We start from the raw sequence: 21,914 nt of genomic DNA on the forward strand, positions 1-21,914 counted from the left end.
GAAAACGACGCAGCTGTAGGAAATCTTTTACCGTCGGCAAGGCGGGGAAAGTGGGCAGTCTTGCAGACAATAAGGCTCAGGCCCGGGGGCCTGAGCAATAATCGTGCGGTACTTTACCGGAGAAATCGGTTTTACGCGGTTTCTACCGTCGGAAAACTCTTGACCAGCTCGTCCAGGGCCTTGAGTTGGGCCAGGAACGGCTCGAGCTTGTCCAGGCGCAGGGCGCAGGGACCGTCGCACTTGGCGTTGTCCGGATCCGGGTGGGCTTCAAGGAACAGGCCAGCCAGGGACTGGCTCATGCCGGCCTTGGCCAGGTCGGTGACCTGAGCCCTGCGACCGCCGGCCGAATCGGCACGACCACCCGGCATTTGCAAGGCGTGAGTGACGTCGAAGAATACCGGGTATTCGAACTGCTTCATGATGCCGAAGCCGAGCATGTCCACCACCAGGTTGTTGTAGCCAAAGCTGGAACCGCGCTCGCAAAGGATCAACTGATCGTTGCCGGCTTCTTCGCACTTGCTCAGGATGTGCTGCATTTCCTGGGGCGCGAGGAACTGGGCTTTCTTGATGTTGATCACCGCACCGGTCTTGGCCATGGCCACCACCAGGTCGGTCTGCCGCGAGAGGAAGGCCGGCAGCTGGATGATATCGCAGACTTCGGCGACCACGGCGGCCTGGGCCGGTTCGTGGACGTCGGTGATGATCGGCACGCCAAAGGCCTGCTTCACGTCTTCGAAAATCCGCATGCCCTCTTCCAGGCCCGGGCCACGGTATGAGGTCACCGACGAGCGGTTGGCCTTATCGAAACTGGCCTTGAACACGTAGGGAATACCAAGTTTCTCGGTAACCCGTACGTATTCTTCACAGACCTGCATCGCCATGTCGCGGCTTTCCAGCACGTTCATGCCGCCGAACAGCACCATCGGTTTGTCGTTGGCGATCTCGATGTTGCCTACGCGGATGATCTTCTGCGCCATCAGGTTCAAGCCTTCTTCTGGTGTTGAGCCAATGCTGCTTTGACGAAACCGCTGAACAGTGGGTGACCGTCACGTGGCGTCGAGGTGAACTCAGGGTGGAACTGGCACGCGACGAACCAAGGATGATCCTGAGCCTCGACCACTTCGACCAGCGCGCCATCGCCGGAACGACCGGAGATTTTCAGGCCGGCGTCAACCAGTTGCGGCAGCAGCTTGTTGTTCACTTCGTAGCGGTGACGGTGACGCTCGACGATCACGTCCTTGGCGTAGCAATCGTGCACCTTGGAGCCCGGCTCCAATAGGCAATCCTGAGCGCCCAGGCGCATGGTACCGCCCAGATCGGAAGTTTCGGTGCGGGTCTCGACAGCACCGGTAGCGTCTTCCCACTCGGTGATCAGGCCCACGACCGGGTGGCCGCTAGCGCGATCGAACTCGGTGGAGTTGGCATCTTTCCAACCCATGACGTTACGAGCGAACTCGATGACCGCCACTTGCATGCCCAGGCAGATCCCCAGGTACGGCACCTTGTTTTCGCGAGCGTATTGCACCGCAGTGATCTTGCCTTCCACGCCACGCAGACCGAAGCCACCTGGAACCAGGATCGCATCGACACCTTCCAGCAGCGCGGTACCTTGGTTTTCGATGTCTTCGGAATCGATGTAGCGCAGGTTGACCTTGGTGCGATTGCTGATGCCAGCGTGACTCATCGCTTCAATCAGCGACTTGTAGGCGTCTAGCAGTTCCATGTACTTGCCGACCATGGCGATGGTGACTTCGTGTTCCGGGTTCAGCTTGGCATCGACCACAGCTTCCCACTCGGACAGATCGGCACCAGTGCATTGCAGGCCGAAACGCTCGACAACAAAATCATCCAGGCCCTGGGAGTGCAGAATGCCCGGAATCTTGTAGATGGTGTCAGCGTCTTCCAGGGCGATCACCGCACGCTCTTCAACGTTGGTGAATTGCGCGATCTTGCGACGCGAAGAGATGTCGATCGGATGGTCGGAGCGGCAAACCAGCACGTCCGGTTGCAGGCCGATGGAGCGCAGTTCCTTGACCGAGTGCTGGGTTGGCTTGGTTTTGGTCTCGCCAGCGGTAGCGATGTACGGAACCAGGGTCAGGTGCATCAGCATCGCGCGCTTGGCGCCGACTTCGAAGCGCAGTTGGCGGATAGCTTCCAGGAACGGTTGCGATTCGATGTCACCCACGGTGCCACCGATTTCGACCATTGCCACGTCAGCGTCGCCGGCACCCTTGATGATGCGGCGCTTGATTTCGTCGGTGATGTGCGGAATCACCTGGATGGTTGCACCCAGGTAGTCACCACGGCGCTCTTTGCGCAGCACGTGCTCGTAGACACGGCCGGTGGTGAAGTTGTTGTTCTGGGTCATGGTCGTGCGGATGAACCGCTCGTAGTGGCCCAGGTCCAGGTCGGTCTCGGCGCCGTCGTGGGTGACGAACACTTCACCGTGCTGGAACGGGCTCATGGTGCCCGGGTCGACGTTGATGTACGGGTCCAGCTTGAGCATGGTGACCTTAAGTCCCCGCGCCTCCAGGATGGCCGCCAATGAAGCGGAGGCAATGCCTTTCCCCAATGAAGAAACAACACCGCCCGTGACGAATATGTAGCGCGTCATGAAAAACCCTAGAAGTCTGCGTTAAAGCGGTCAGTGCCGCCGGGGAAAGCGAAGGAAGGCCGAAGCCCCCGATCACCTGCATTAATCACAGTGCACCTTTCAAAAAAACCGCCGCGTTGTGACAGACCGGGTGCAATAACACCGGTACGTTGCTCGCTACACATTTTTTGGAATCGCCCAGCAAAGACTGCTTGGTAATCGGCAACTCCTGCAATTCAGGCGAATCCACAGAAGTTGTATCAAGAAGGGAGCGTAGTCTACCGGAAAGCCCCTTTCAGCTCAAACCTTGATCGCTGGTCGGTGGCACCCAGTGCAATTGCCAGCCTCCCCGGGGGTTTGCACCAAGTGCTGGCAGGTTCGCCAGCGCCAGCAGCCGGTCATTCTGATACAGCAGCGGCAATCTGCCACGGGCAAAGCTCGGCAGCCCGGTTTCGTTGAGCAGACGCTTCAAGTCACGATGGCCGCGCCCAGCTACCTGCATGATTTCACCGCCCTGGCGGTAACGAATATGCAACGGCCCGCTCGGTGCCGGGCCACTGAAGGCAACCCGGCCATTACCCGGCAATTGCAACGGACTCTGCGGATCGCTCCATTCGACGCCCTCCCCGACCGACTGCAGCCAAACGCCGGACAGCCACCAGATACGCCCTGCAGCACGGTGCAACTCGCCATCGGCCAAACGCCAAAGCGGCCGTCCCTCGCCTCCCGCATCGCGCAGGTTCTCCCAACCCAGCCAATGATCGGTATCCGGCAAGCGGGTAAACCTGCTCAACCAGTGGCTCAAGGCATTGCGCTGGCGTGCCGGGGACAACTGCTGCAAGGGTGCGAAAGCCAGTGAAGGCAGGCCCAACCATGGGAAGTTGCTCGAACTCTCAGCAACCACCAGATCCAACAACGCCAGTTCATCGAGCAAGCCCTGCGCCTCACTGAGATGCGCAGCACTACGACTCATGCTCGCCGCCGCCTGGGGCCAGCGAGCAATCAACGACGGCATGACCTGATGCCGCAGGTAGTTGCGCGAGTACTGATGATTCGCATTGGAAGGGTCCTCGACCCAACTCAGCCGATGCTCCGCGGCATAGCTCTCAAGATCGGCGCGAGACACGTCCAGCAAAGGCCGCAGCAGATGCCCCCTTCCCAAAGGCCGGGTTTCCGGCATCGCTGATAATCCTCTGACCCCGGCACCGCGCAACAGACGAAACAACAGGGTTTCAGCCTGGTCGTCGCGATGCTGCGCCGTCAGCAGCACTTCATTGACGCCAATCACGCGCTCGAAGGCGCCATAGCGCGCATCTCGGGCAGCGCGCTCCAGGCTGGCACCAGCTTGCACTTGGACATGAACCACCTGCAAAGGGACACCCAAGGCATCACAGAACACCTGACAATGGGTCGGCCAGGCATCCGCAGCCGCTTGCAGTCCGTGATGGACATGCACAGCTGTCAGAGTCGGAAGGGAGTGTTGTTGCGCCAGATTGGCAAGGAGGTGCAGCAGAACGGTGGAATCCAGGCCACCGGAGAAAGCGATGCGCCAGGTCGAGGCTTCACGCCAGGGCGCCAGGTTTTGCAGCAATTTGGCAGAGAGAAGGTTCATCAACCGATCAAGACCTATAGGAGCGGCTAGGCGGTGTTGCGCTTGCCCACGATAAAGGATGGCGCCGTAATCGGATCGATCAACAGCGCCAGGGTCGCGAGCAAACGGAGCGCCGCCCGGCGACTCCTACAAGGGAGAACGACGGTCGATCAGAGACCGTAGCTCATTAGACGGTCATAACGACGAGCCAGCAACGTGTCGTTATCCATCTCCTTGAGCATCGCCAGTTGCGAGCTGAGTTCGGCACGGATGGACGCGGCAGCAGTGGCTGGATCGCGATGGGCGCCGCCCAGCGGCTCACCGATCACCTTGTCGACAATCCCCAGGCCCTTCAGGCGCTCAGCAGTAATGCCCATCGCTTCAGCCGCGTCCGGGGCCTTTTCCGAGGTTTTCCACAGGATAGAGGCACAGCCTTCCGGCGAGATCACCGCGTAGGTGGAGTACTGCAGCATGTTCAACTGGTCGCAGACACCGATGGCCAACGCGCCGCCGGAACCACCCTCACCGATCACGGTGGCGATGATCGGGGTCTTCAGACGCGACATGACCCGCAGGTTCCAGGCAATCGCCTCGCTCTGGTTGCGCTCTTCTGCGTCGATGCCCGGATAGGCGCCCGGGGTGTCGATAAAGGTCAGGATCGGCATCTTGAAGCGTTCGGCCATTTCCATCAGGCGGCAGGCCTTGCGGTAGCCTTCCGGACGCGGCATGCCGAAGTTGCGGCGGACCTTCTCGCGCACTTCACGGCCTTTCTGGTGACCGATGATCATCACCGGCTGCTCGTCCAGGCGCGCAATCCCGCCGACAATCGCGGCGTCGTCGGAGAAGTGGCGATCGCCGTGCAGCTCGTCGAACTCGGTAAAGATGTGCTGGATGTAGTCCAGGGTGTACGGACGACGCGGGTGCCGCGCCAGACGTGCGATCTGCCAGCTGGTGAGCTTGCCGAAGATGTCCTCGGTCAGGGTATTGCTCTTGTCCTGCAGGCGGGAAATCTCATCGCCGATATTCAGCGAATTGTCATTACCGACCAAGCGCAACTCTTCGATCTTGGCTTGCAGGTCGGCGATCGGCTGTTCGAAATCAAGAAAATTCGGGTTCATAGGCGTCCGTCTGGGCTCGACGTCCAAGGGGGCTTGGGCCGGCCGGTTGTCTATTCGCGCCCTACCTTAAGGGACGGACGCGTTGAGGTCGAGATTAAAAATTCAAGTGGCGATGAGGCGCAATGATGGCACCTCACCGTCAACGGTATTGGAGGAAGACGTTGTCTCGCCCGAACTGGTCACGCAGGGCTTGAATCAAGCTGTCCGCCGGGTCGATCCGCCAGTTCTCGCCAAACTGCAGCAGGGCCTTGGCGTCATCCCGTGTGTATTCCATGGTAATCGGGCACGCACCGCGGTGGCGCTTGAACAGATCACCCAGCCAGCGTAGCTGATCGCCCTTCAGGGCATCGCTGTGGACTTTCAGGCGCAGGCTTTCCGCCAGGTTGGTCCGCGCATCCTCCATGCTCATCACCCGCTTGACCCGCAGGCGCAGGCCGCCGGAGAAGTCGTCGTTGCTGACCTCGCCCTCCACCACCACCATGGCGTCGGTCTGCAGCAGCGACTGCGCCGAGTGGAACGCATCGGCAAACAGCGAGGCTTCAATCCGCCCCGAGCGGTCGTCGAGGGTGATGAAGCCCATCTTGTCGCCCTTTTTGTTCTTCATTACCCGCAGGGCAATGATCATCCCCGCTACGGTCTGGGTATCCCGGGCCGGCTTAAGGTCGATGATGCGCTGACGGGCGAAACGACGGATCTCGCCTTCGTACTCGTCGATCGGGTGCCCGGTCAGGTACAGCCCCAGGGTGTCTTTCTCGCCTTTCAGGCGCTCCTTGAGGGTCAGTTCCTTGGCCTTGCGATGGTTGGCGTAGACATCCGCATCCTCATCGACGAACACCCCGCCAAACAGGTCAGCGTGGCCACTGTCGTGGGTACGGGCGGTCTGTTCCGCAGCCTTGATCGCTTCTTCCATGGCCGCCAGCAGCACCGCGCGGTTCTGGTCGATGTTGGCCTGGTAGGCCTTGGGCTCATCGAAAAAGTGCGGGCCGAGGCGGTCCAGGGCGCCACTGCGAATCAGGCCGTCCAGGGTCCGTTTGTTGATGCGCTTGAGGTCGACCCTGGCGCAGAAATCGAACAGGTCCTTGAAAGGGCCTTCCGCTCGGGCTTCGGTGATGGCTTCCACCGGCCCCTCACCGACCCCCTTGATCGCCCCCAGGCCATACACGATGCGGCCTTCGTCGTTCACCGTGAATTTGAACTCGGAGGTGTTCACGTCCGGTGCATCGAGGCGCAGCTTCATGATCCGCACTTCCTCGATCAAGGTCACGACCTTGTCGGTGTTGTGCATATCCGCGGAAAGTACCGCCGCCATGAACGGCGCCGGGTAGTGCGCCTTCAGCCAGGCAGTCTGGTACGACACCAGGCCGTAGGCAGCGGAGTGGGATTTGTTGAAGCCGTAACCGGCGAATTTTTCCACCAGGTCGAAAATGTTACCCGCCAGGTCCGGGTCGATATTGTTGGAGACGCACCCCTCAATGAAGCCACCACGCTGCTTGGCCATTTCTTCGGGTTTTTTCTTACCCATGGCGCGACGCAGCATGTCCGCACCACCCAGGGTGTAACCGGCCATGACCTGGGCAATCTGCATCACCTGTTCCTGATACAGGATGATGCCGTAAGTCGGCGCCAGCACAGGCTTAAGCCCTTCGTACTGGTAGTCCGAGTGCGGGTAAGCCAGTTCGGCGCGACCGTGCTTACGGTTGATGAAGTCATCCACCATGCCCGATTGCAGCGGGCCCGGTCGGAACAGGGCCACCAGTGCGATCAAGTCTTCGAGGCAGTCGGGCTTGAGCTTCTTGATCAGCTCCTTCATGCCACGGGATTCCAGCTGGAACACCGCCGTGGTTTCAGCTTTTTGCAGCAGGCTGTAAGTCGGTTTGTCATCCAGTGGGATGAAGGCGATGTCCAGCGGTTCCTCACCGACCTTGGCACGGTCACGGTTGATCGTCTTCAGAGCCCAGTCGATGATGGTCAGGGTCCGCAGGCCGAGGAAGTCGAACTTCACCAGGCCGGCAGCCTCGACGTCATCCTTGTCGAACTGGGTAACCAGGCCGCCACCCTCTTCATCGCAATAGATCGGCGAGAAGTCGGTGAGCTTGGTTGGCGCGATCACCACACCACCGGCGTGCTTGCCGACGTTACGCACTACGCCTTCGAGCTTGCGCGCCATCTCCCAGATTTCTGCCGCCTCTTCATCGACCTTGATGAAGTCCCGCAGGATCTCTTCCTGCTCATAGGCTTTTTCCAGGGTCATGCCGACTTCGAAGGGGATCATCTTCGACAGGCGGTCGGCCAGGCCGTAGGACTTGCCCTGCACCCGTGCCACGTCACGGACCACAGCCTTGGCCGCCATGGAACCGAAGGTGATGATCTGGCTCACCGCGTTGCGGCCGTATTTCTCGGCCACGTAGTCGATCACCCGGTCACGACCGTCCATGCAGAAGTCGACGTCGAAGTCGGGCATGGAGACCCGTTCCGGGTTAAGGAAACGTTCGAACAGCAGGTCGTATTCCAGCGGATCGAGGTCAGTGATCTTCTGCACGTAGGCTACCAGGGAACCGGCACCCGAGCCTCGGCCCGGACCTACCGGCACGCCATTGCTCTTGGCCCACTGGATAAAGTCCATAACGATCAGGAAGTAACCGGGGAAGCCCATCTGGATGATGATATCCAGCTCGAAATTCAGCCGGTCGACATAGACCTGGCGCTTGGCTTCATAGTCCTCGGTGGTGTCCTTGGGCAGCAGCACGCTGAGGCGCTCGTCCAGCCCGTCAAAGGAAACCTTGCGGAAATACTCATCGATGGTCATGCCATCGGGGATCGGGTAGTCGGGCAGGAAGTGCTTGCCCAGCTTGACCTCGATGTTGCAGCGCTTGGCGATTTCGACGGTGTTTTCCAGCGCCTCGGGCAGATCGCTGAACAGCTCGGCCATCTCCTCGGCACTTTTCAGATACTGCTGATCGCTGTAGTTTTTCGAGCGGCGCGGGTCATCCAGGGCTCGGCCTTCACCGATACATACTCGGGTCTCGTGAGCGGCAAAGTCTTCCTGCTTGATAAAGCGCACATCGTTGGTCGCCACCAGCGGCGCACCGATCTTGTCGGCCAGGGCCACGGCGGCGTGCAGTTGCTCTTCGTCATTGGGCCGGTTGGTGCGCTGTACTTCCAGATAGAAACGCTCCGGAAACACCGCCATCCATTCGCGCGCCAGGGTTTCGGCCACTTCCAGATCGCCGGCAATCAGGGCCATGCCGATCTCGCCCTCCTTGGCCGCCGAGAGCATGATCAGACCTTCCGCGGCCTCTGCCACCCATTCGCGCTCGATGATGATCTGGCCATTGCGCTGACCATCGATAAAGCCGCGGGAAATCAGCTCGGTGAGGTTGCGATAACCCAAGGCATTCATCGCCAGCAGGCTGATGCGGCTCAGGGGGTTATCCGGGTCCTTGTTCGACAGCCACAGGTCGGCACCGCAGATTGGCTTGATTCCGGCGCCCATGCTGGTCTTGTAGAACTTGACCAGGGAACACATGTTGTTCTGGTCGGTAACCGCCACCGCCGGCATGCCCATGCCAGTCAGCGCCTTGACCAGCGGCTTGATCCGCACCAGACCGTCGACCAGGGAGTATTCAGTGTGCAGGCGCAGGTGAACGAATGAAGCCGGCATAGTGATCCTGTAATAAGCGCGAAAACAACAAGGCCCGGAAATCAGGCGATTTAAAGGCAGCGAGTTCGGTAAACATCGTTGAACAACAGCTAGAAATGCTCATTGACTGACATCAACTGCACTTTATCGCCACCGCTCGCCTTGTCTTACCGTCACTCTTCAGTCTTTAAAGCAGCCGGATTGTACCGGGCCTTAACTAAAACATCAGCCTCAGGACTGAATCTCGCCCTGCGCCTCACGCACTTCGTAGGCTTGACGCACAGGGGCAAAGGAACGCCGGTGAATTGGCGTCGGCCCCAACCGTGCTAGGGCCTCCAGGTGCACCGGAGTTGGGTAGCCTTTGTGACCGCCCATGCCATAGCCCGGGTAAATCAACTCGAACGCGGCCATTTCACGGTCGCGACTGACCTTGGCCAGAATTGATGCGGCGGCAATCGCCGGAACCTTGCTATCACCCTTGACCACCGCTTCTGCCGGCATCGCCAGCTTCGGACAACGGTTGCCATCGATCATTGCCAGCTTCGGAGTCACGCTCAGGCCTTCCACCGCGCGCTGCATGGCCAACATGGTGGCGTGGAGAATGTTCAGCTCATCAATCTCTTCGACTTCGGCCCGGGCAATGCACCAGCTCAAGGCTTTTTCGCAGATCTCGTCGAACAGCTTCTCACGACGGGCCTCGGTGAGTTTCTTCGAGTCGTTGAGGCCGAGAATCGGCCGTTTCGGATCGAGAATCACCGCCGCAGTGACCACCGCGCCACACAAGGGCCCACGGCCGACTTCGTCGACACCGGCCACCAGGTCTTCGGCATCCGCCACCAAAGAGAAATCCAGGCCCATCTGCATCTTCGAGTTACTCACTGTGGGTTCCGATCAGTTCAAGTACCGCTCGCGCCGCTTGGTTGGACGCATCACGACGCAAGGTTCGATGGATCTGGTCAAAACCGCGGGTCTGCTCTTCACCACCTTCGATCAGCGGTGACAAGGTCTGAGCCAAAGCCTCTGCGGTAGCGTCATCCTGCAGCAACTCGGGCACCAGCAAACGCTGAGCCAACAAGTTCGGCAAGGAAATATAAGGGCTCTTGACCATGCGCTTGAGAATCCAGAAGGTCAGCGGCGCCAGGCGGTAAGCCACCACCATCGGTCGCTTGTAGAGCAAGGCTTCCAGGGTCGCGGTGCCAGAGGCGATCAACACCGCGTCACAGGCGGCCAGAGCCTTGTGCGACTGACCATCGAGCAAGGTCAACGGCAAATCACGACTGGCCAGCAGCTCTTCCAACTGGACGCGTCGCTCCGGACTGGCGCACGGCATGATGAAGCGCACGCCTGGACGCATGGCCCGTAAGCGCTGAGCAGCATCGAGGAACAAGCCGCCCAGGCGCCCTACTTCACCGCCTCGGCTGCCAGGCATCAAGGCCACCAGCGGCCCCTCGGGCAAGCCCAACTCTGCACGCGCTGCCGCCCGATCGGCTTGCAGCGGAATAGCATCGGCCAGGGAATGGCCAACGAACTTCACCGGAACGCCTTTCTCTTCGTAGAACTTCGCCTCGAAGGGAAACAGAGTCAGCATCAGGTCGCAGCCTTCGCGAATCTTCAGCACACGCTTCTGCCGCCAGGCCCAGACGGAAGGACTGACGTAATGCACCGTCTTGATGCCGGCCTGGCGCAGCTTGAGCTCAATGTTCAGGGTGAAATCAGGAGCATCGATACCGATGAATACATCCGGCTTTTCAGCGATCAGGGTCTGGACCAGCTTCTTGCGGCGAGCCAATAGCTCACGCAAGCGTCCAAGCACTTCCACCAAGCCCATGACCGCCAGGCGCTCCATGGGGAAGTAGGATGTCAGGCCTTCGGCCTCCATCAACGGACCGCCGACCCCAATGAATTTGACAGCCGGGTGCTGAGCCTTGAGCGCGCGCATCAAACCGGCGCCGAGAATATCGCCGGAGGCTTCGCCAGCCACCAGCGCAATACACAGAGTGTTCATGATTAACGGGTGATGCCGCGAGTCGAAGACTGGATCGAGTCACGAAATATCGCGACTTCGGAAAACTGTGCAGCCGGCTCGGCCAGTTCGGCCAAGGCTTGATCCACCGTCAGCCCCTGGCGGTAAACCACCTTGTAGGCGCGCCGTAGTGCATGGAGCGCATCTTCGCTGAAACCACGACGACGCATGCCTTCAAAGTTCATGCTGCGGGCCTCAGCAGGATTGCCGAACACCGTGACGAATGCAGGCACATCCTTGCCGATAGCCGTGCCCATGCCGGAAAAGCTGTGAGCGCCAATATGGCAATACTGATGCACCAGGGTAAAACCGGAGAGAATCGCCCAGTCATCCACATGCACATGGCCAGCCAACGCCGTGTTGTTAACCAGAATGCAGTGGTTACCAATAACGCTGTCATGGCCGATATGGGCATAGGCCATGATCAAGTTATGGTCGCCCAGCGTGGTTTCGGAACGATCCTGGACGGTGCCACGGTGAATGGTCACGCCTTCGCGGATCACATTGTGGTCACCGATCACCAGGCGGGTTTCCTCGCCCTTGTACTTCAGATCAGGGGTGTCCTCACCTACCGAAGAAAACTGGTAGATGCGGTTGTGCTTCCCAATCCGGGTGGGGCCTCTGAGAATCACGTGGGGCCCGATCACGGTGCCCTCGCCGATTTCCACACCGGCACCAATGATCGACCACGGGCCAACCTCAACGCCGTCGGCCAGAACGGCCGTCGGATCGATGATTGCGCGAGGGTCAATCAAACTCACAGTTTGCGTTCCGCACAGATAATTTCAGCGGAGCATACTGGCTTGCCATCCACCGACGCCTGGCACTCGAACTTCCAGATCTGACGCTTGCAGCTGATGAACTTGGCTTCAAGGATCAACTGGTCGCCCGGCAGCACCGGCTGGCGGAAACGCAGTTTGTCGGAGCCGACGAAGTAGTAGAGGGTGCCATCGGCCGGCTTCACGTCGAGCATCTTGAAACCGAGAATGCCCGCAGCCTGAGCCATGGCTTCGATGATCAATACGCCCGGCATGATCGGATGCGCGGGGAAGTGACCATTGAAGAATGGCTCGTTGATGCTGACATTTTTGTAGGCACGAATGCACTTGCCCTCAACATCCAGGTCCACTACCCGATCCACCAACAGGAAAGGGTAACGGTGAGGCAAGTATTCGCGAATCTCGTTGATGTCCATCATTTCGGGGGGAAGCCTGTAGTAAAGAGTGGGAGCGCGCGACTAACGCACGCTCCTCTAGCAAATCAAGGAGGCCGTCTAGCGGCTGTGCACACTTGATATGGAAATGGTATCAGCCATCAGATGAAGCATTGCCGCCAGGGGTCACGTCCCCAACGCGCTTTTCCAACTGACGCAGACGCCGCGCGAGATCATCGAGCTGGCGGATGCGTGCCGCGCTTTTGCGCCACTCGGCAGCAGGCTGCATGGCCGTACCGGAAGAGTAGGCACCCGGCTCGGTAATCGAGTGGGTCACCATGGTCATCCCGGTGAGGAATACGTTGTCACAAACCTCAATGTGGCCCACCAGGCCCACACCGCCGGCGAGCATACAGTGCTTGCCGATCTTGGTACTGCCGGAAATCCCCACACAAGCCGCCATGGCAGTGTGATCGCCGATCTGCACGTTGTGAGCGATCTGAATCTGGTTGTCCAGCTTCACGCCATTGCCAATGAGGGTATCAGCCAGCGCACCGCGGTCGATCGCGGTGTTGACCCCGATCTCCACATCATCACCGATGGTCACGCCACCGATCTGCGCAATCTTCTGCCAGATGCCTTTCTCATTGGCGAAACCGAAGCCTTCACCGCCCAGCACCGCCCCCGACTGGATGACCACACGCTTGCCGATGCGCACATCGTGGTACAGCGTTACCCGCGGGGCCAGCCAACCGCCTTCGCCGATTTCGCAGCGGGCGCCAATGAAACAATGGGCACCGATGGTCACCCCAGCCGCAATTCGCACACCACTCTCGATCACCGCGAACGCACCGATGCTCGCCGCAGGATCCACCAACGCATCAGCAGCAATCACCGCGGAAGGATGGATGCCAGCCGCAGCCTTGGGCTTGGGGTCGAACAAATGGGAAACCCGTGCATAGGACGAGTAAGGGTCAGCCACCACCAGCGCATCACCGGCATAGGTCTCGGCATCGGCGGCCTTCAACAGCACCGCGCCGGCCTGGTTATCCAGCAGATACTTGCGGTATTGAGGGTTTGCCAAAAAGCTCAACTGAGCTGGGCCAGCCTCCTGCAAGGTGGCTAGCCCAGTGATTTCCTTCTCCGCGTCGCCACGTAAGGTGGCGCCGAGGAACTCGGCCAACTGGCCGAGCTTCATAGTCGCGGTCATGGTTTACTTCAGCTGATTCATGCGCTCGATAACCTGGCGGGTGATGTCGTACTGAGGCTTGACATCGATCACTGCGCCACGTTCGAAGACCAGATCGAAAGCACCTTTCTTGATGACTTCTTCAACTGCGCTGTCCAGCTTCGGCTTCAACTGCTTGAGCATTTCACGGTCAGCCACGGCTTTGGCTTCGTTCAGTTCCTTGGATTGGAACTGGAAATCACGGGCCTTTTGCTTGAACTCGAGTTCCAGACGCTCACGCTCGCCTTGCTGCATCTTGTCGCCACCGGCAACCAGGCGATCCTGGATGCCCTTGGCACTGCTTTCCAACGTTTTCAGCTTGGTCAGTTGCGGGCCGAACTTCTTCTCTGCGTCCACTGCGTACTTCTTCGCAGCGTCGGATTCCAGCAAAGCCATCTGATAGTTCAGTACAGCAATTTTCATGTCGGCAAATGCCGGGCTCGCGACCAGAACGGTGGCCAGGAGAACCAATTGAGTCAACTTACGCACGATGCACTCCTACAAAATCCATTGTCGTTATCTTGGATCAGGCTATTAGAAAGTCTGACCGAGGGAGAATTGAAACACCTGAGTTTCAGCGTTATTCGGTTTCTTCACTGGCATTGCCAGGGCAAAACTCAGTGGGCCCAGGGCGGTGACCCAAGTCACACCAACACCCACGGAGCTGGCCAAATTGCTGAGACTGATGTCGTTGCACTGCGTATTGGAGGAAACGCCGTTGGTATTTTTTACGTTCGAGCATTTGGAGTCGAATACGTTACCCACATCCCAGAACACCGAAGTCCGCAGAGAACGCTGATCCTTGACGAATGGCAGTGGAAACAGCAGTTCAGCACCACCTTGGATCAACACGTTACCACCGAACGGCAGCGGATCCTGGTCCGGGTCAGCTGCAGTGCCAGCGTTGCCGGTCGCATTAACACCACGACTTGGGGTACTACGCGGACCCAAGGTGCTGTCTTTGAAACCACGAACCGAGTTGAAACCACCAGCATAGTAGTTCTCGTAGAACGGCAAGCCATTGGTAGAACCATAGCCATCGCCATAGCCCAACTCGGTGTGGAAGCGCATGGTGTAATTTTCAGTCAGCGGCTGGAACAACTGGCCACGGTAGTCGAGCTTGAAGAACGACAGGTCGCTACCCGGAGTGGTTGCTTCCAGAACCAGGCTCTGAGAGTGGCCACGAGTGGCCAGCACGCCTTTGTTCAGGGTCGACTCGGACCAGCCGGCGGAAGCCTTGAAGTTAAGGTAGTTACTGCCCTGCTGGTTCACGAAGTCAAAAATTTCGTCGACGGTGTACAGGCCAGTCTTGATCTTGTCCTGTTGCGCAGTCAGACCGAAGGTCAGACGCGAAGTCTCACTGATCGGGTAACCCACGCTGACGCCGGCACCCAGGCTATCCACCGCATAGCTGGCGACGTTGACATCGAGGTCTTTGTAGTCAGTGGTGCGATAGAAGGCGTTGTAACCCAGGCTCACGCCATCGGCAGTCCAGTAGGGGTCTACGTAGCCGAAGTTGTAGCGGCTCTGGTATTCGCTGCGGGTCAGGCCGATGCTGACCTTGTTACCGGTACCCAGGAAGTTGTTCTGAGTGATCGAACCACCGAGGATCAGGCCAGCACTCTGGGCAAAACCGACACTGGCGGTGATCGAGCCGGAGGCTTGTTCTTCAACGGCATAATTCACGTCGACCTGGTCATCGACACCCGGAACAGCCGGGGTCTCGACGTTGACTTCCTTGAAGAAGCCCAGGCGCTCAAGACGGGTCTTGGATTGGTCGATCAGGTAGGTCGACGCCCAACCGCCTTCCATCTGACGCATTTCACGACGCAATACCTCGTCCTCGGACTTGGTATTGCCACGGAAGTTGATGCGGTTGACGTAAGCACGCTTGCCCGGGTCCACCACGAAGGTGATGTCCACTGTGTGATCTTCGTCGTGTGGCTGAGGCACGCCGTTGACGTTGGCGAAGGTGTAACCCTCGTTACCCAGACGGCGGGTGATCAGTTCAGAAGTGGTGGTCATCAGCTTGCGCGAGAACACCTGGCCCTTTTCCACCAGCAGCAACGCCTTGACCTGGTCTTCAGGCACTTTCAAGTCACCGCTGAGCTTCACGTCACGAACGCTGTACTTCTCGCCTTCGTTGACGTTAACGGTGATGTAGACGTGTTTCTTGTCCGGGGTGATGGACACCTGGGTCGAAGCGATATCCATGTTGATATAGCCGCGGTCCAGGTAATAGGAACGCAGACGCTCCAGGTCACCGGAGAGTTTTTCACGGGCGTACTTATCATCGTTCTTGAAGAACGACAGCCAGTTGGTGGTCTTCAGCTCGAACAGGCCGATCAGGTCTTCATCAGGGAAGACCGTGTTACCCACCACGTTGATGTGCTGGATGGCAGCGACCGTGCCTTCGTTGATATTGACCTTCAGGCCAACCCGGTTACGTGGCTGCGGCACCACTTCGGTCTCAACGGTAGCCGAGTAACGGCCCTGAGCGACATATTGACGCTGCAGCTCGTTACGCACGCCTTCGAGGGTCGCACGCTGGAAGATTTCACCTTCAGCCAGACCGGACTGCTTGAGGCCTTTCATCAGGTCTTCAGTAGAGATCGCCTTGTTGCCTTCGATCTCGATACTGGCAACCGACGGCCGTTCGACTACCGTGATGACCAGAACGTTGCCATCGCGGCCCAGTTGGATATCTTGAAAGAAACCGGTTTTGAACAGCGCACGAGTGGATTCCACCAGGCGACGATCGTCCGCCTGCTCACCGACGTTCAACGGCAAGGCCCCAAAGACGCTACCCGCGGAAACGCGCTGGAGGCCGTTGACCCGGATATCGGAGATAGTGAAGGACTCGGCGTGAACTTCGGCGATCATCAATACGGTGAGAACCGCAGTTAGCAGCAGACGTTTCATGAAGTCCTTTCTTATTCCAACTGGCAATAAACAAACTGCCGCAAAATGCGGCAGATTCGCAATTCAGCGAAGCGTTACAGACGACCCAGATCGTTGACCAGAGCAAGCAGCATGACTCCGACCACCAAGCTGATACCGATCTGTATCCCCCAACCCTGCACCCGATCCGACAAGGGACGACCACGCGCCCACTCGATCAGATAAAACAACAAATGTCCCCCATCCAGTACCGGGATGGGCAACAAATTCAGAACACCCAGGCTAATACTCAGATAAGCAAGGAAATTCAAGAAATCAGCAATGCCCGACTGGGCAGAAGCGCCCGCCACTTTAGCAATGGTTATCGGTCCACTCAAGTTTTTTACCGAGAGCTCGCCGAACAACATTTTCTTCAGTGATTCGAGGGTCAGGACGCTCATGGTCCAAGTACGCCGGGCGCCTTCGCCAATCGCCTCGAGAGGCCCGTAACTGACCTCGCGCAGCATCTCCGGCGGCCAATCCACGGCCTTCACTCCCGCCCCAAGGTAGCCGTTTGGCGCTTTGCTTTCGCCACGACTGGCCAAGGTCACAGGGACATCGATTGGAGCACCATCGCGCTCGACATGCAGCACAATTTTGGTATCGGGGCGCACACGCACCCAATCAACCACTTGCTGCCAGTCGTTTAGCGACTGACCATCAAGGGCCAACAGACGGTCGCCGGTTTTCAGGCCAGCCGCCTGGGCCGGGCCCTTAGGGTCGAGTTCAGCCAATACCGGCGGCAACGCCGGACGCCATGGGCGAATGCCCAGAGAGCGAATCGGGTCCGGCTCGTCAGCCCCCTTGAGCCACTTGTCCAGCTCCAGCTGGCGTGGCGAATCCACTGTCATGCCTTGCTCACGCACCAGCACCTGCAACGCGCCGGACTCGCCAAGGCGTCGCACCAACTGCAAGTTCACCGCTGCCCAGCCGGAAGTCGGTTCACCATCAATAGCGACAATTTCCTGGCCAGCGCCGAGCCCAGCCTTGGCGGCGATACTGCCCGCCTCGACATCGCCGATGACCGGCCGTACCTGCTGGCTGCCCAGCATCGCCAAGCCCCAGAAAAAAACCAGTGCCAGGAGAAAGTTGGCAATCGGGCCTGCCGCGACAATGGCAATACGCTGACCAACGGACTTGCGATTGAAGGTCTGGTCGAATTCCTCGGCTGCCACCTCGCCTTCACGCTCATCGAGCATTTTCACGTAACCGCCCAAGGGAATGGCGGCGATCACGAACTCGGTGCCACGACGATCGTGCCAGCGCAACAGGGGCATACCGAAGCCCACGGAGAACCGCAGCACCTTGACGCCACAACGACGTGCGACCCAGAAGTGACCAAATTCATGGAAGGTGACCAGCACGCCCAGGGCTACCAGGGTGCCGACAATCATATAGAGCGCGCTCATCTACTTTCTCCGCAATCCTATTCGCCGGCACTCGCGCGGGTCACGAATCCTACCGTCCGTTACGCTGCAACCATTGTTCAGCCAGGCTCCGAGCCTTGGCGTCTGCCGCAAATACAGCGTCCAGTTCATTGACTGCAAACACCGGCTCACGACTTAAAACTTCGTCGATGATACTCGCGATCTCCGGATAACGGATGCGCCGTTCGAGAAACGCCGAAACCGCCACTTCATTGGCTGCATTCAACATCGCCGGAGCGCTATCGCCCGCCTCGGCAGCCTGGCGGGCCAAGCGCAGACATGGGAACCGCTGCTCGTCCGGCGCCTGGAAGTCCAGGCGGGCAATTGCAAACAGGTCCAGCGGCGCCACACCGGAGTCGATGCGCTCCGGCCAGGCCAGGGCATTGGCGATGGGGGTGCGCATATCCGGATTACCCAGCTGCGCCAGCACCGAACCATCGACATAATCCACCAGCGAGTGGATCACGCTTTGCGGATGCACCACCACCTCGACCTGTGAAGGCTTGGCATCGAACAGCCAGCACGCCTCGATCAGCTCCAGCCCTTTGTTCATCATGCTCGCCGAATCCACCGAGATCTTGCGCCCCATGGACCAGTTCGGATGAGCGCAGGCCTGCTCCGGCGAAACATGCTCAAGCTCGGCCAGAGGCGTCTGACGGAATGGACCACCCGACGCGGTCAACAAAATCCGCCGTACACCCACCTGACTCAGCCCCCGGGAAAAATCCGCGGGCATACATTGAAAAATCGCGTTGTGCTCACTATCGATAGGCAGCAGCACCGAGCCACTCTTACCCACCGCCTGCATGAACAGCGCACCGGACATCACCAGTGCTTCTTTATTGGCCAGGAGGATTTTCTTGCCAGCCTCGACTGCCGCCAGGGTCGGACGCAAGCCCGCCGCCCCGACAATTGCCGCCATCACCGCGTCGACCTCAGGGGCCGATGCCACCTCGCACAACCCCTGCTCACCGACCAGCACCTGCGTCGACAAGCCTGCCGCCAGCAGGCCTTCCTGCAGGCGACTGGCAGCGGCAGCCTCTGGCACCACCGCAAAGCGAGGTACATGGCGTACGCACAGTGCCAGCAGCTCAGCTACACGACTGAACCCCGTAAGAGCGAATACCTGATAGCGATCTGGATGACGGGCAATCACATCCAGAGTACTCAGACCGATGGAACCCGTAGCCCCGAGAACCGTGATCTGCTGCACACGACTCACTGCGCAGCCATCCACAGCAGCACCGCGAATACCGGAATTGCCGCTGTCAGGCTGTCGATCCGGTCCAGAACACCACCGTGACCAGGCAACAGGTTGCTGCTGTCCTTGATCCCGGCCTGGCGCTTGAACATGCTCTCGGTCAGGTCACCGACCACTGAGATGAAGACCACGATGGCCGCCCCAAGCAGCCCCAGAACGATTTGCCCAAGACTCCAGCCACGGACCAACCCCACTACCGCGGTGATCACCAGACTCAACACCAGACCGCCGTACACGCCCTCCCAGCTCTTGCCAGGACTGACCTGCGGCGCCAGCTTGCGCTTGCCGAAAGCCTTGCCGGAGAAGTAGGCGCCGATGTCCGCCCCCCAGACCAGTACCATCACCGCCATGATCAGCCAGTTGCCCAGCGGCAACTGCTTGATGAATACCAGCCCTTGCCAGGCTGGCAACAGGATCAGCAAACCGATCAACAGCTTGGGCGCAGCACCGGACCATTGCTCACTGGAACGCGGATAGGTGAGCACCAGGAAAGTCGCCAAGCCCCACCACAACACCGCAGCCCCCAGAACCCAGGGGGCGACGCCAGGAATCAGATACATAAGGAACAACAGAGCTGCCACTGACAGTGCATAGGCAACCCGAGCCGGCTGCGCCTCAAAACCCGCTAGTCGCGCCCACTCCCAAGCACCCAGGCTTACCACCAGCCCGATGAACAGGGCAAACCCCGAACCCTCGAGCAGGAAAAAACCGCACAAAGCGATCGGCAGCAAGATCAGCGCAGTAATGATTCGTTGTTTAAGCATTAAACCCGGGCTCCAGCCTCGACCTGCTCGCTCGTTTTACCGAAACGCCGCTGGCGAGATGCGTAATCGGCCAGCGCAGTACGCATGGCTTCGTGTTTGAAGTCCGGCCAGAACAGGTCGGAGAAGTACAGCTCGGCATAAGCCAGCTGCCAAAGCAGGAAATTGCTGATGCGATGTTCACCGCCGGTACGGATGCACAGGTCCGGCAACGGCAAGTCGCCGGTCGCCAGACAGGTCTGCAACAGCCCCGGAGTAATATCCTCAGGACGCAAATGACCGGCTTGAACCTCGCGCGCCAGGCGCTGGGCGGCCTGGGCGATATCCCACTGCCCGCCATAGTTGGCGGCGATCTGCAAAATGAAACGATCACTGCCCGCGGTAATGGCTTCCGCCTCGCGCATCGCCGCCTGTAACTCGGGATGAAAGCGCGAACGGTCACCAATGATCCGCAGACTGATGTTGTTTTCGTTGAGACGCTTGGCCTCACGGCGCAGCGCCTTGAAGAACAGATCCATCAAGGCACTGACTTCATCTGCAGGGCGCTGCCAGTTCTCACTGGAAAAGGCAAACAGGGTCAGGACTTCGACCTTGGCCTCAGCACACACCTCAATGACGGCACGTACCGCGTCGACACCCGCCTTATGCCCGGCAACACCCGGCATAAAGCGCTTTTTAGCCCAGCGGTTATTACCATCCATGATAATCGCGACATGTCGCGGCACCGAAGATGGCACAGGCTGTTTGGTCTTTTCCATGAAAACGCCTGACCCTTATACAGCCATCAAGTCGGCTTCTTTCTGCTTCACGGCCACTTCGATTTCAGCCACGAACTTGTCGGTCAGCTTCTGGATATCGTCAGCCGCACGACGCTCGTCGTCTTCGCTGATTTCTTTTTCCTTGACCAAGTCCTTGAGCTGGCTCAGCGCGTCACGACGCACATTGCGCACTGCAATGCGGGCATCTTCTGCCGCTTCACGGGCTTGCTTGGTGAAGCCCTTGCGGGTTTCTTCGGTCAGGGCCGGCATGCCGATCAACAGCAACTCACCCAGGTTGGTCGGGTTGAAGCCCAGGCCGGAACTCTGGATCGCCTTGTCCACAGCTGCCAGCATGTTGCGTTCAAACGCAACCACTTGCAGGGTACGAGAATCTTTCACAGTGACGTTGGCCACCTGATTGATCGGAGTATCAGTGCCGTAGTAAGGCACCATAACGCCCGCCAAGATGCTCGGATGGGCCTGGCCGGTACGAATGCGGCTGAATGCATGCACCAGGGATTCCAGGGACTTCTTCATGCGCTCTTGAGCGTCTTTCTTGATCTCGTTGATCATTGTTCGCCTTCCTCGATCAGGGTTCCTTCAGCGCCACCATGCACGATATTCAGCAGGGCGCCGGGCTTGTTCATGTTAAAGACCCGCAGCGGCATCTTGTGATCGCGGCACAGGCAGATAGCAGTCAGATCCATCACACCCAGCTTGCGATCCAGCACTTCATCGTAAGTCAGATGATCGAACTTCTCGGCATGCGGGTCCTTGAACGGGTCTGCAGTGTAAACGCCATCCACCTTGGTTGCCTTGAGCACGACATCGGCATCGATCTCGATCGCTCGCAGGCACGCTGCGGAGTCGGTAGTGAAGAACGGGTTGCCGGTACCGGCCGCGAAGATCACCACCTCTTTGGAGTTCAGGTGGCGCATGGCCTTGCGGCGGTCATAGTGATCGGTCACGCCGACCATGGAAATAGCCGACATCACGATGGCCGAGATATTCGCACGTTCCAGCGCATCGCGCATGGCCAAGGCGTTCATCACAGTGGCCAGCATGCCCATGTGGTCGCCCGTCACCCGATCCATCCCGGCGGCGCTCAATGCGGCACCACGGAACAGGTTGCCACCACCAATCACCAAGCCTACCTGGACGCCGATGCCGACCAACTGGCCAACTTCCAGCGCCATGCGATCCAGCACCTTGGGATCGATGCCGAACTCTTCCGAGCCCATCAGGGCCTCGCCGCTAAGCTTGAGTAGAATGCGTTTATAGCGAGCTTGATAACCACTGCCCTGCTGAGCCATTGCGAATCTCTCCTGCGGCGTATTTTAAAAATTCTTTGCAGCTGTTTACAGCCTGCGTTCACTCTAGCTTGACGCTGTCACAGCGCCATCAGAACACGACTTTGTAAG

Annotated in this window: 18 protein-coding genes; all 18 read right to left on the reverse strand. The window is 59.0% G+C overall.

The features are described from left to right. Nucleotides 1-131 precede the first annotated feature (131 nt). A complete protein-coding gene (kdsA, locus tag GV819_RS20895) occupies nucleotides 132-977 on the reverse strand; it encodes a 3-deoxy-8-phosphooctulonate synthase (RefSeq protein WP_161757947.1) in 846 nt (281 codons plus the stop codon). A 5-nt stretch (nucleotides 978-982) separates the two neighbouring features. Then, a complete protein-coding gene (locus tag GV819_RS20900; RefSeq protein WP_161757948.1) occupies nucleotides 983-2,614 on the reverse strand; it encodes a CTP synthase in 1,632 nt (543 codons plus the stop codon). A gap of 274 nt (nucleotides 2,615-2,888) precedes the next feature. Further along, on the reverse strand, nucleotides 2,889-4,205 hold the full coding sequence (gene tilS, locus GV819_RS20905) for a tRNA lysidine(34) synthetase TilS (protein WP_161757949.1): 1,317 nt from the start codon (nucleotides 4,203-4,205) through the stop codon (nucleotides 2,889-2,891). Between the two features lie 149 nt (nucleotides 4,206-4,354). Beyond that, nucleotides 4,355-5,302 (reverse strand): acetyl-CoA carboxylase carboxyltransferase subunit alpha, encoded by a 948-nt coding sequence (locus GV819_RS20910; protein WP_161757950.1) that lies wholly within the window; start codon nucleotides 5,300-5,302, stop codon nucleotides 4,355-4,357. Between the two features lie 139 nt (nucleotides 5,303-5,441). Further along, the gene (dnaE, locus tag GV819_RS20915; RefSeq protein ID WP_161757951.1) at nucleotides 5,442-8,963 is read right to left on the reverse strand and encodes a DNA polymerase III subunit alpha; all 3,522 of its coding nucleotides are present in this window, start codon (nucleotides 8,961-8,963) and stop codon (nucleotides 5,442-5,444) included. A 210-nt stretch (nucleotides 8,964-9,173) separates the two neighbouring features. Beyond that, nucleotides 9,174-9,806, reverse strand: coding sequence for a ribonuclease HII (gene rnhB / locus GV819_RS20920; RefSeq protein WP_161758072.1), 633 nt, complete (start codon nucleotides 9,804-9,806; stop codon nucleotides 9,174-9,176). 7 nt (nucleotides 9,807-9,813) lie between these two features. Continuing rightward, nucleotides 9,814-10,947 (reverse strand): lipid-A-disaccharide synthase, encoded by a 1,134-nt coding sequence (gene lpxB, locus GV819_RS20925; RefSeq protein WP_161757952.1) that lies wholly within the window; start codon nucleotides 10,945-10,947, stop codon nucleotides 9,814-9,816. Between the two features lie 2 nt (nucleotides 10,948-10,949). Further along, nucleotides 10,950-11,726 carry an acyl-ACP--UDP-N-acetylglucosamine O-acyltransferase gene (gene lpxA / locus GV819_RS20930; RefSeq protein ID WP_161757953.1) on the reverse strand — a complete coding sequence of 259 codons (777 nt, stop codon included), beginning with the start codon at nucleotides 11,724-11,726 and terminating at the stop codon, nucleotides 10,950-10,952. Beyond that, entirely contained in the window at nucleotides 11,723-12,163 is a 441-nt protein-coding gene (gene fabZ, locus GV819_RS20935; RefSeq protein WP_007924058.1) for a 3-hydroxyacyl-ACP dehydratase FabZ, read from the reverse strand. The genes lpxA and fabZ overlap by 4 nt, the downstream gene beginning before the upstream one ends. A gap of 109 nt (nucleotides 12,164-12,272) precedes the next feature. Beyond that, nucleotides 12,273-13,328 carry a UDP-3-O-(3-hydroxymyristoyl)glucosamine N-acyltransferase gene (gene lpxD, locus GV819_RS20940; RefSeq protein ID WP_161757954.1) on the reverse strand — a complete coding sequence of 352 codons (1,056 nt, stop codon included), beginning with the start codon at nucleotides 13,326-13,328 and terminating at the stop codon, nucleotides 12,273-12,275. A 3-nt stretch (nucleotides 13,329-13,331) separates the two neighbouring features. Continuing rightward, entirely contained in the window at nucleotides 13,332-13,835 is a 504-nt protein-coding gene (locus GV819_RS20945) for an OmpH family outer membrane protein (protein WP_161757955.1), read from the reverse strand. 45 nt (nucleotides 13,836-13,880) lie between these two features. Next, entirely contained in the window at nucleotides 13,881-16,268 is a 2,388-nt protein-coding gene (gene bamA / locus GV819_RS20950; RefSeq protein WP_161757956.1) for an outer membrane protein assembly factor BamA, read from the reverse strand. Nucleotides 16,269-16,342: 74 nt separating this feature from the next. Further along, complete coding sequence (gene rseP, locus GV819_RS20955; protein WP_161757957.1) at nucleotides 16,343-17,695, reverse strand: sigma E protease regulator RseP; 1,353 nt, start codon at nucleotides 17,693-17,695, stop codon at nucleotides 16,343-16,345. 49 nt (nucleotides 17,696-17,744) lie between these two features. Continuing rightward, entirely contained in the window at nucleotides 17,745-18,935 is a 1,191-nt protein-coding gene (gene ispC, locus GV819_RS20960; RefSeq protein WP_161757958.1) for a 1-deoxy-D-xylulose-5-phosphate reductoisomerase, read from the reverse strand. Next, nucleotides 18,932-19,738 (reverse strand): phosphatidate cytidylyltransferase, encoded by an 807-nt coding sequence (locus GV819_RS20965; RefSeq protein ID WP_161757959.1) that lies wholly within the window; start codon nucleotides 19,736-19,738, stop codon nucleotides 18,932-18,934. The genes ispC and GV819_RS20965 overlap by 4 nt, the downstream gene beginning before the upstream one ends. Beyond that, complete coding sequence (gene uppS / locus GV819_RS20970) at nucleotides 19,738-20,493, reverse strand: polyprenyl diphosphate synthase (protein WP_161757960.1); 756 nt, start codon at nucleotides 20,491-20,493, stop codon at nucleotides 19,738-19,740. The genes GV819_RS20965 and uppS overlap by 1 nt, the downstream gene beginning before the upstream one ends. 15 nt (nucleotides 20,494-20,508) lie before the next feature. After that, on the reverse strand, nucleotides 20,509-21,066 hold the full coding sequence (frr, locus tag GV819_RS20975) for a ribosome recycling factor (RefSeq protein ID WP_161757961.1): 558 nt from the start codon (nucleotides 21,064-21,066) through the stop codon (nucleotides 20,509-20,511). Further along, nucleotides 21,063-21,806, reverse strand: coding sequence for a UMP kinase (gene pyrH, locus GV819_RS20980; RefSeq protein WP_011059526.1), 744 nt, complete (start codon nucleotides 21,804-21,806; stop codon nucleotides 21,063-21,065). Before pyrH ends, frr begins: the two co-directional genes overlap by 4 nt. Between the last annotated feature and the right edge of the window lie 108 nt (nucleotides 21,807-21,914).

Origin of the sequence: Pseudomonas sp. Fl5BN2 (genome assembly GCF_009908205.1) — a bacterium.
Classification (GTDB): Bacteria; Pseudomonadota; Gammaproteobacteria; order Pseudomonadales; family Pseudomonadaceae; genus Aquipseudomonas.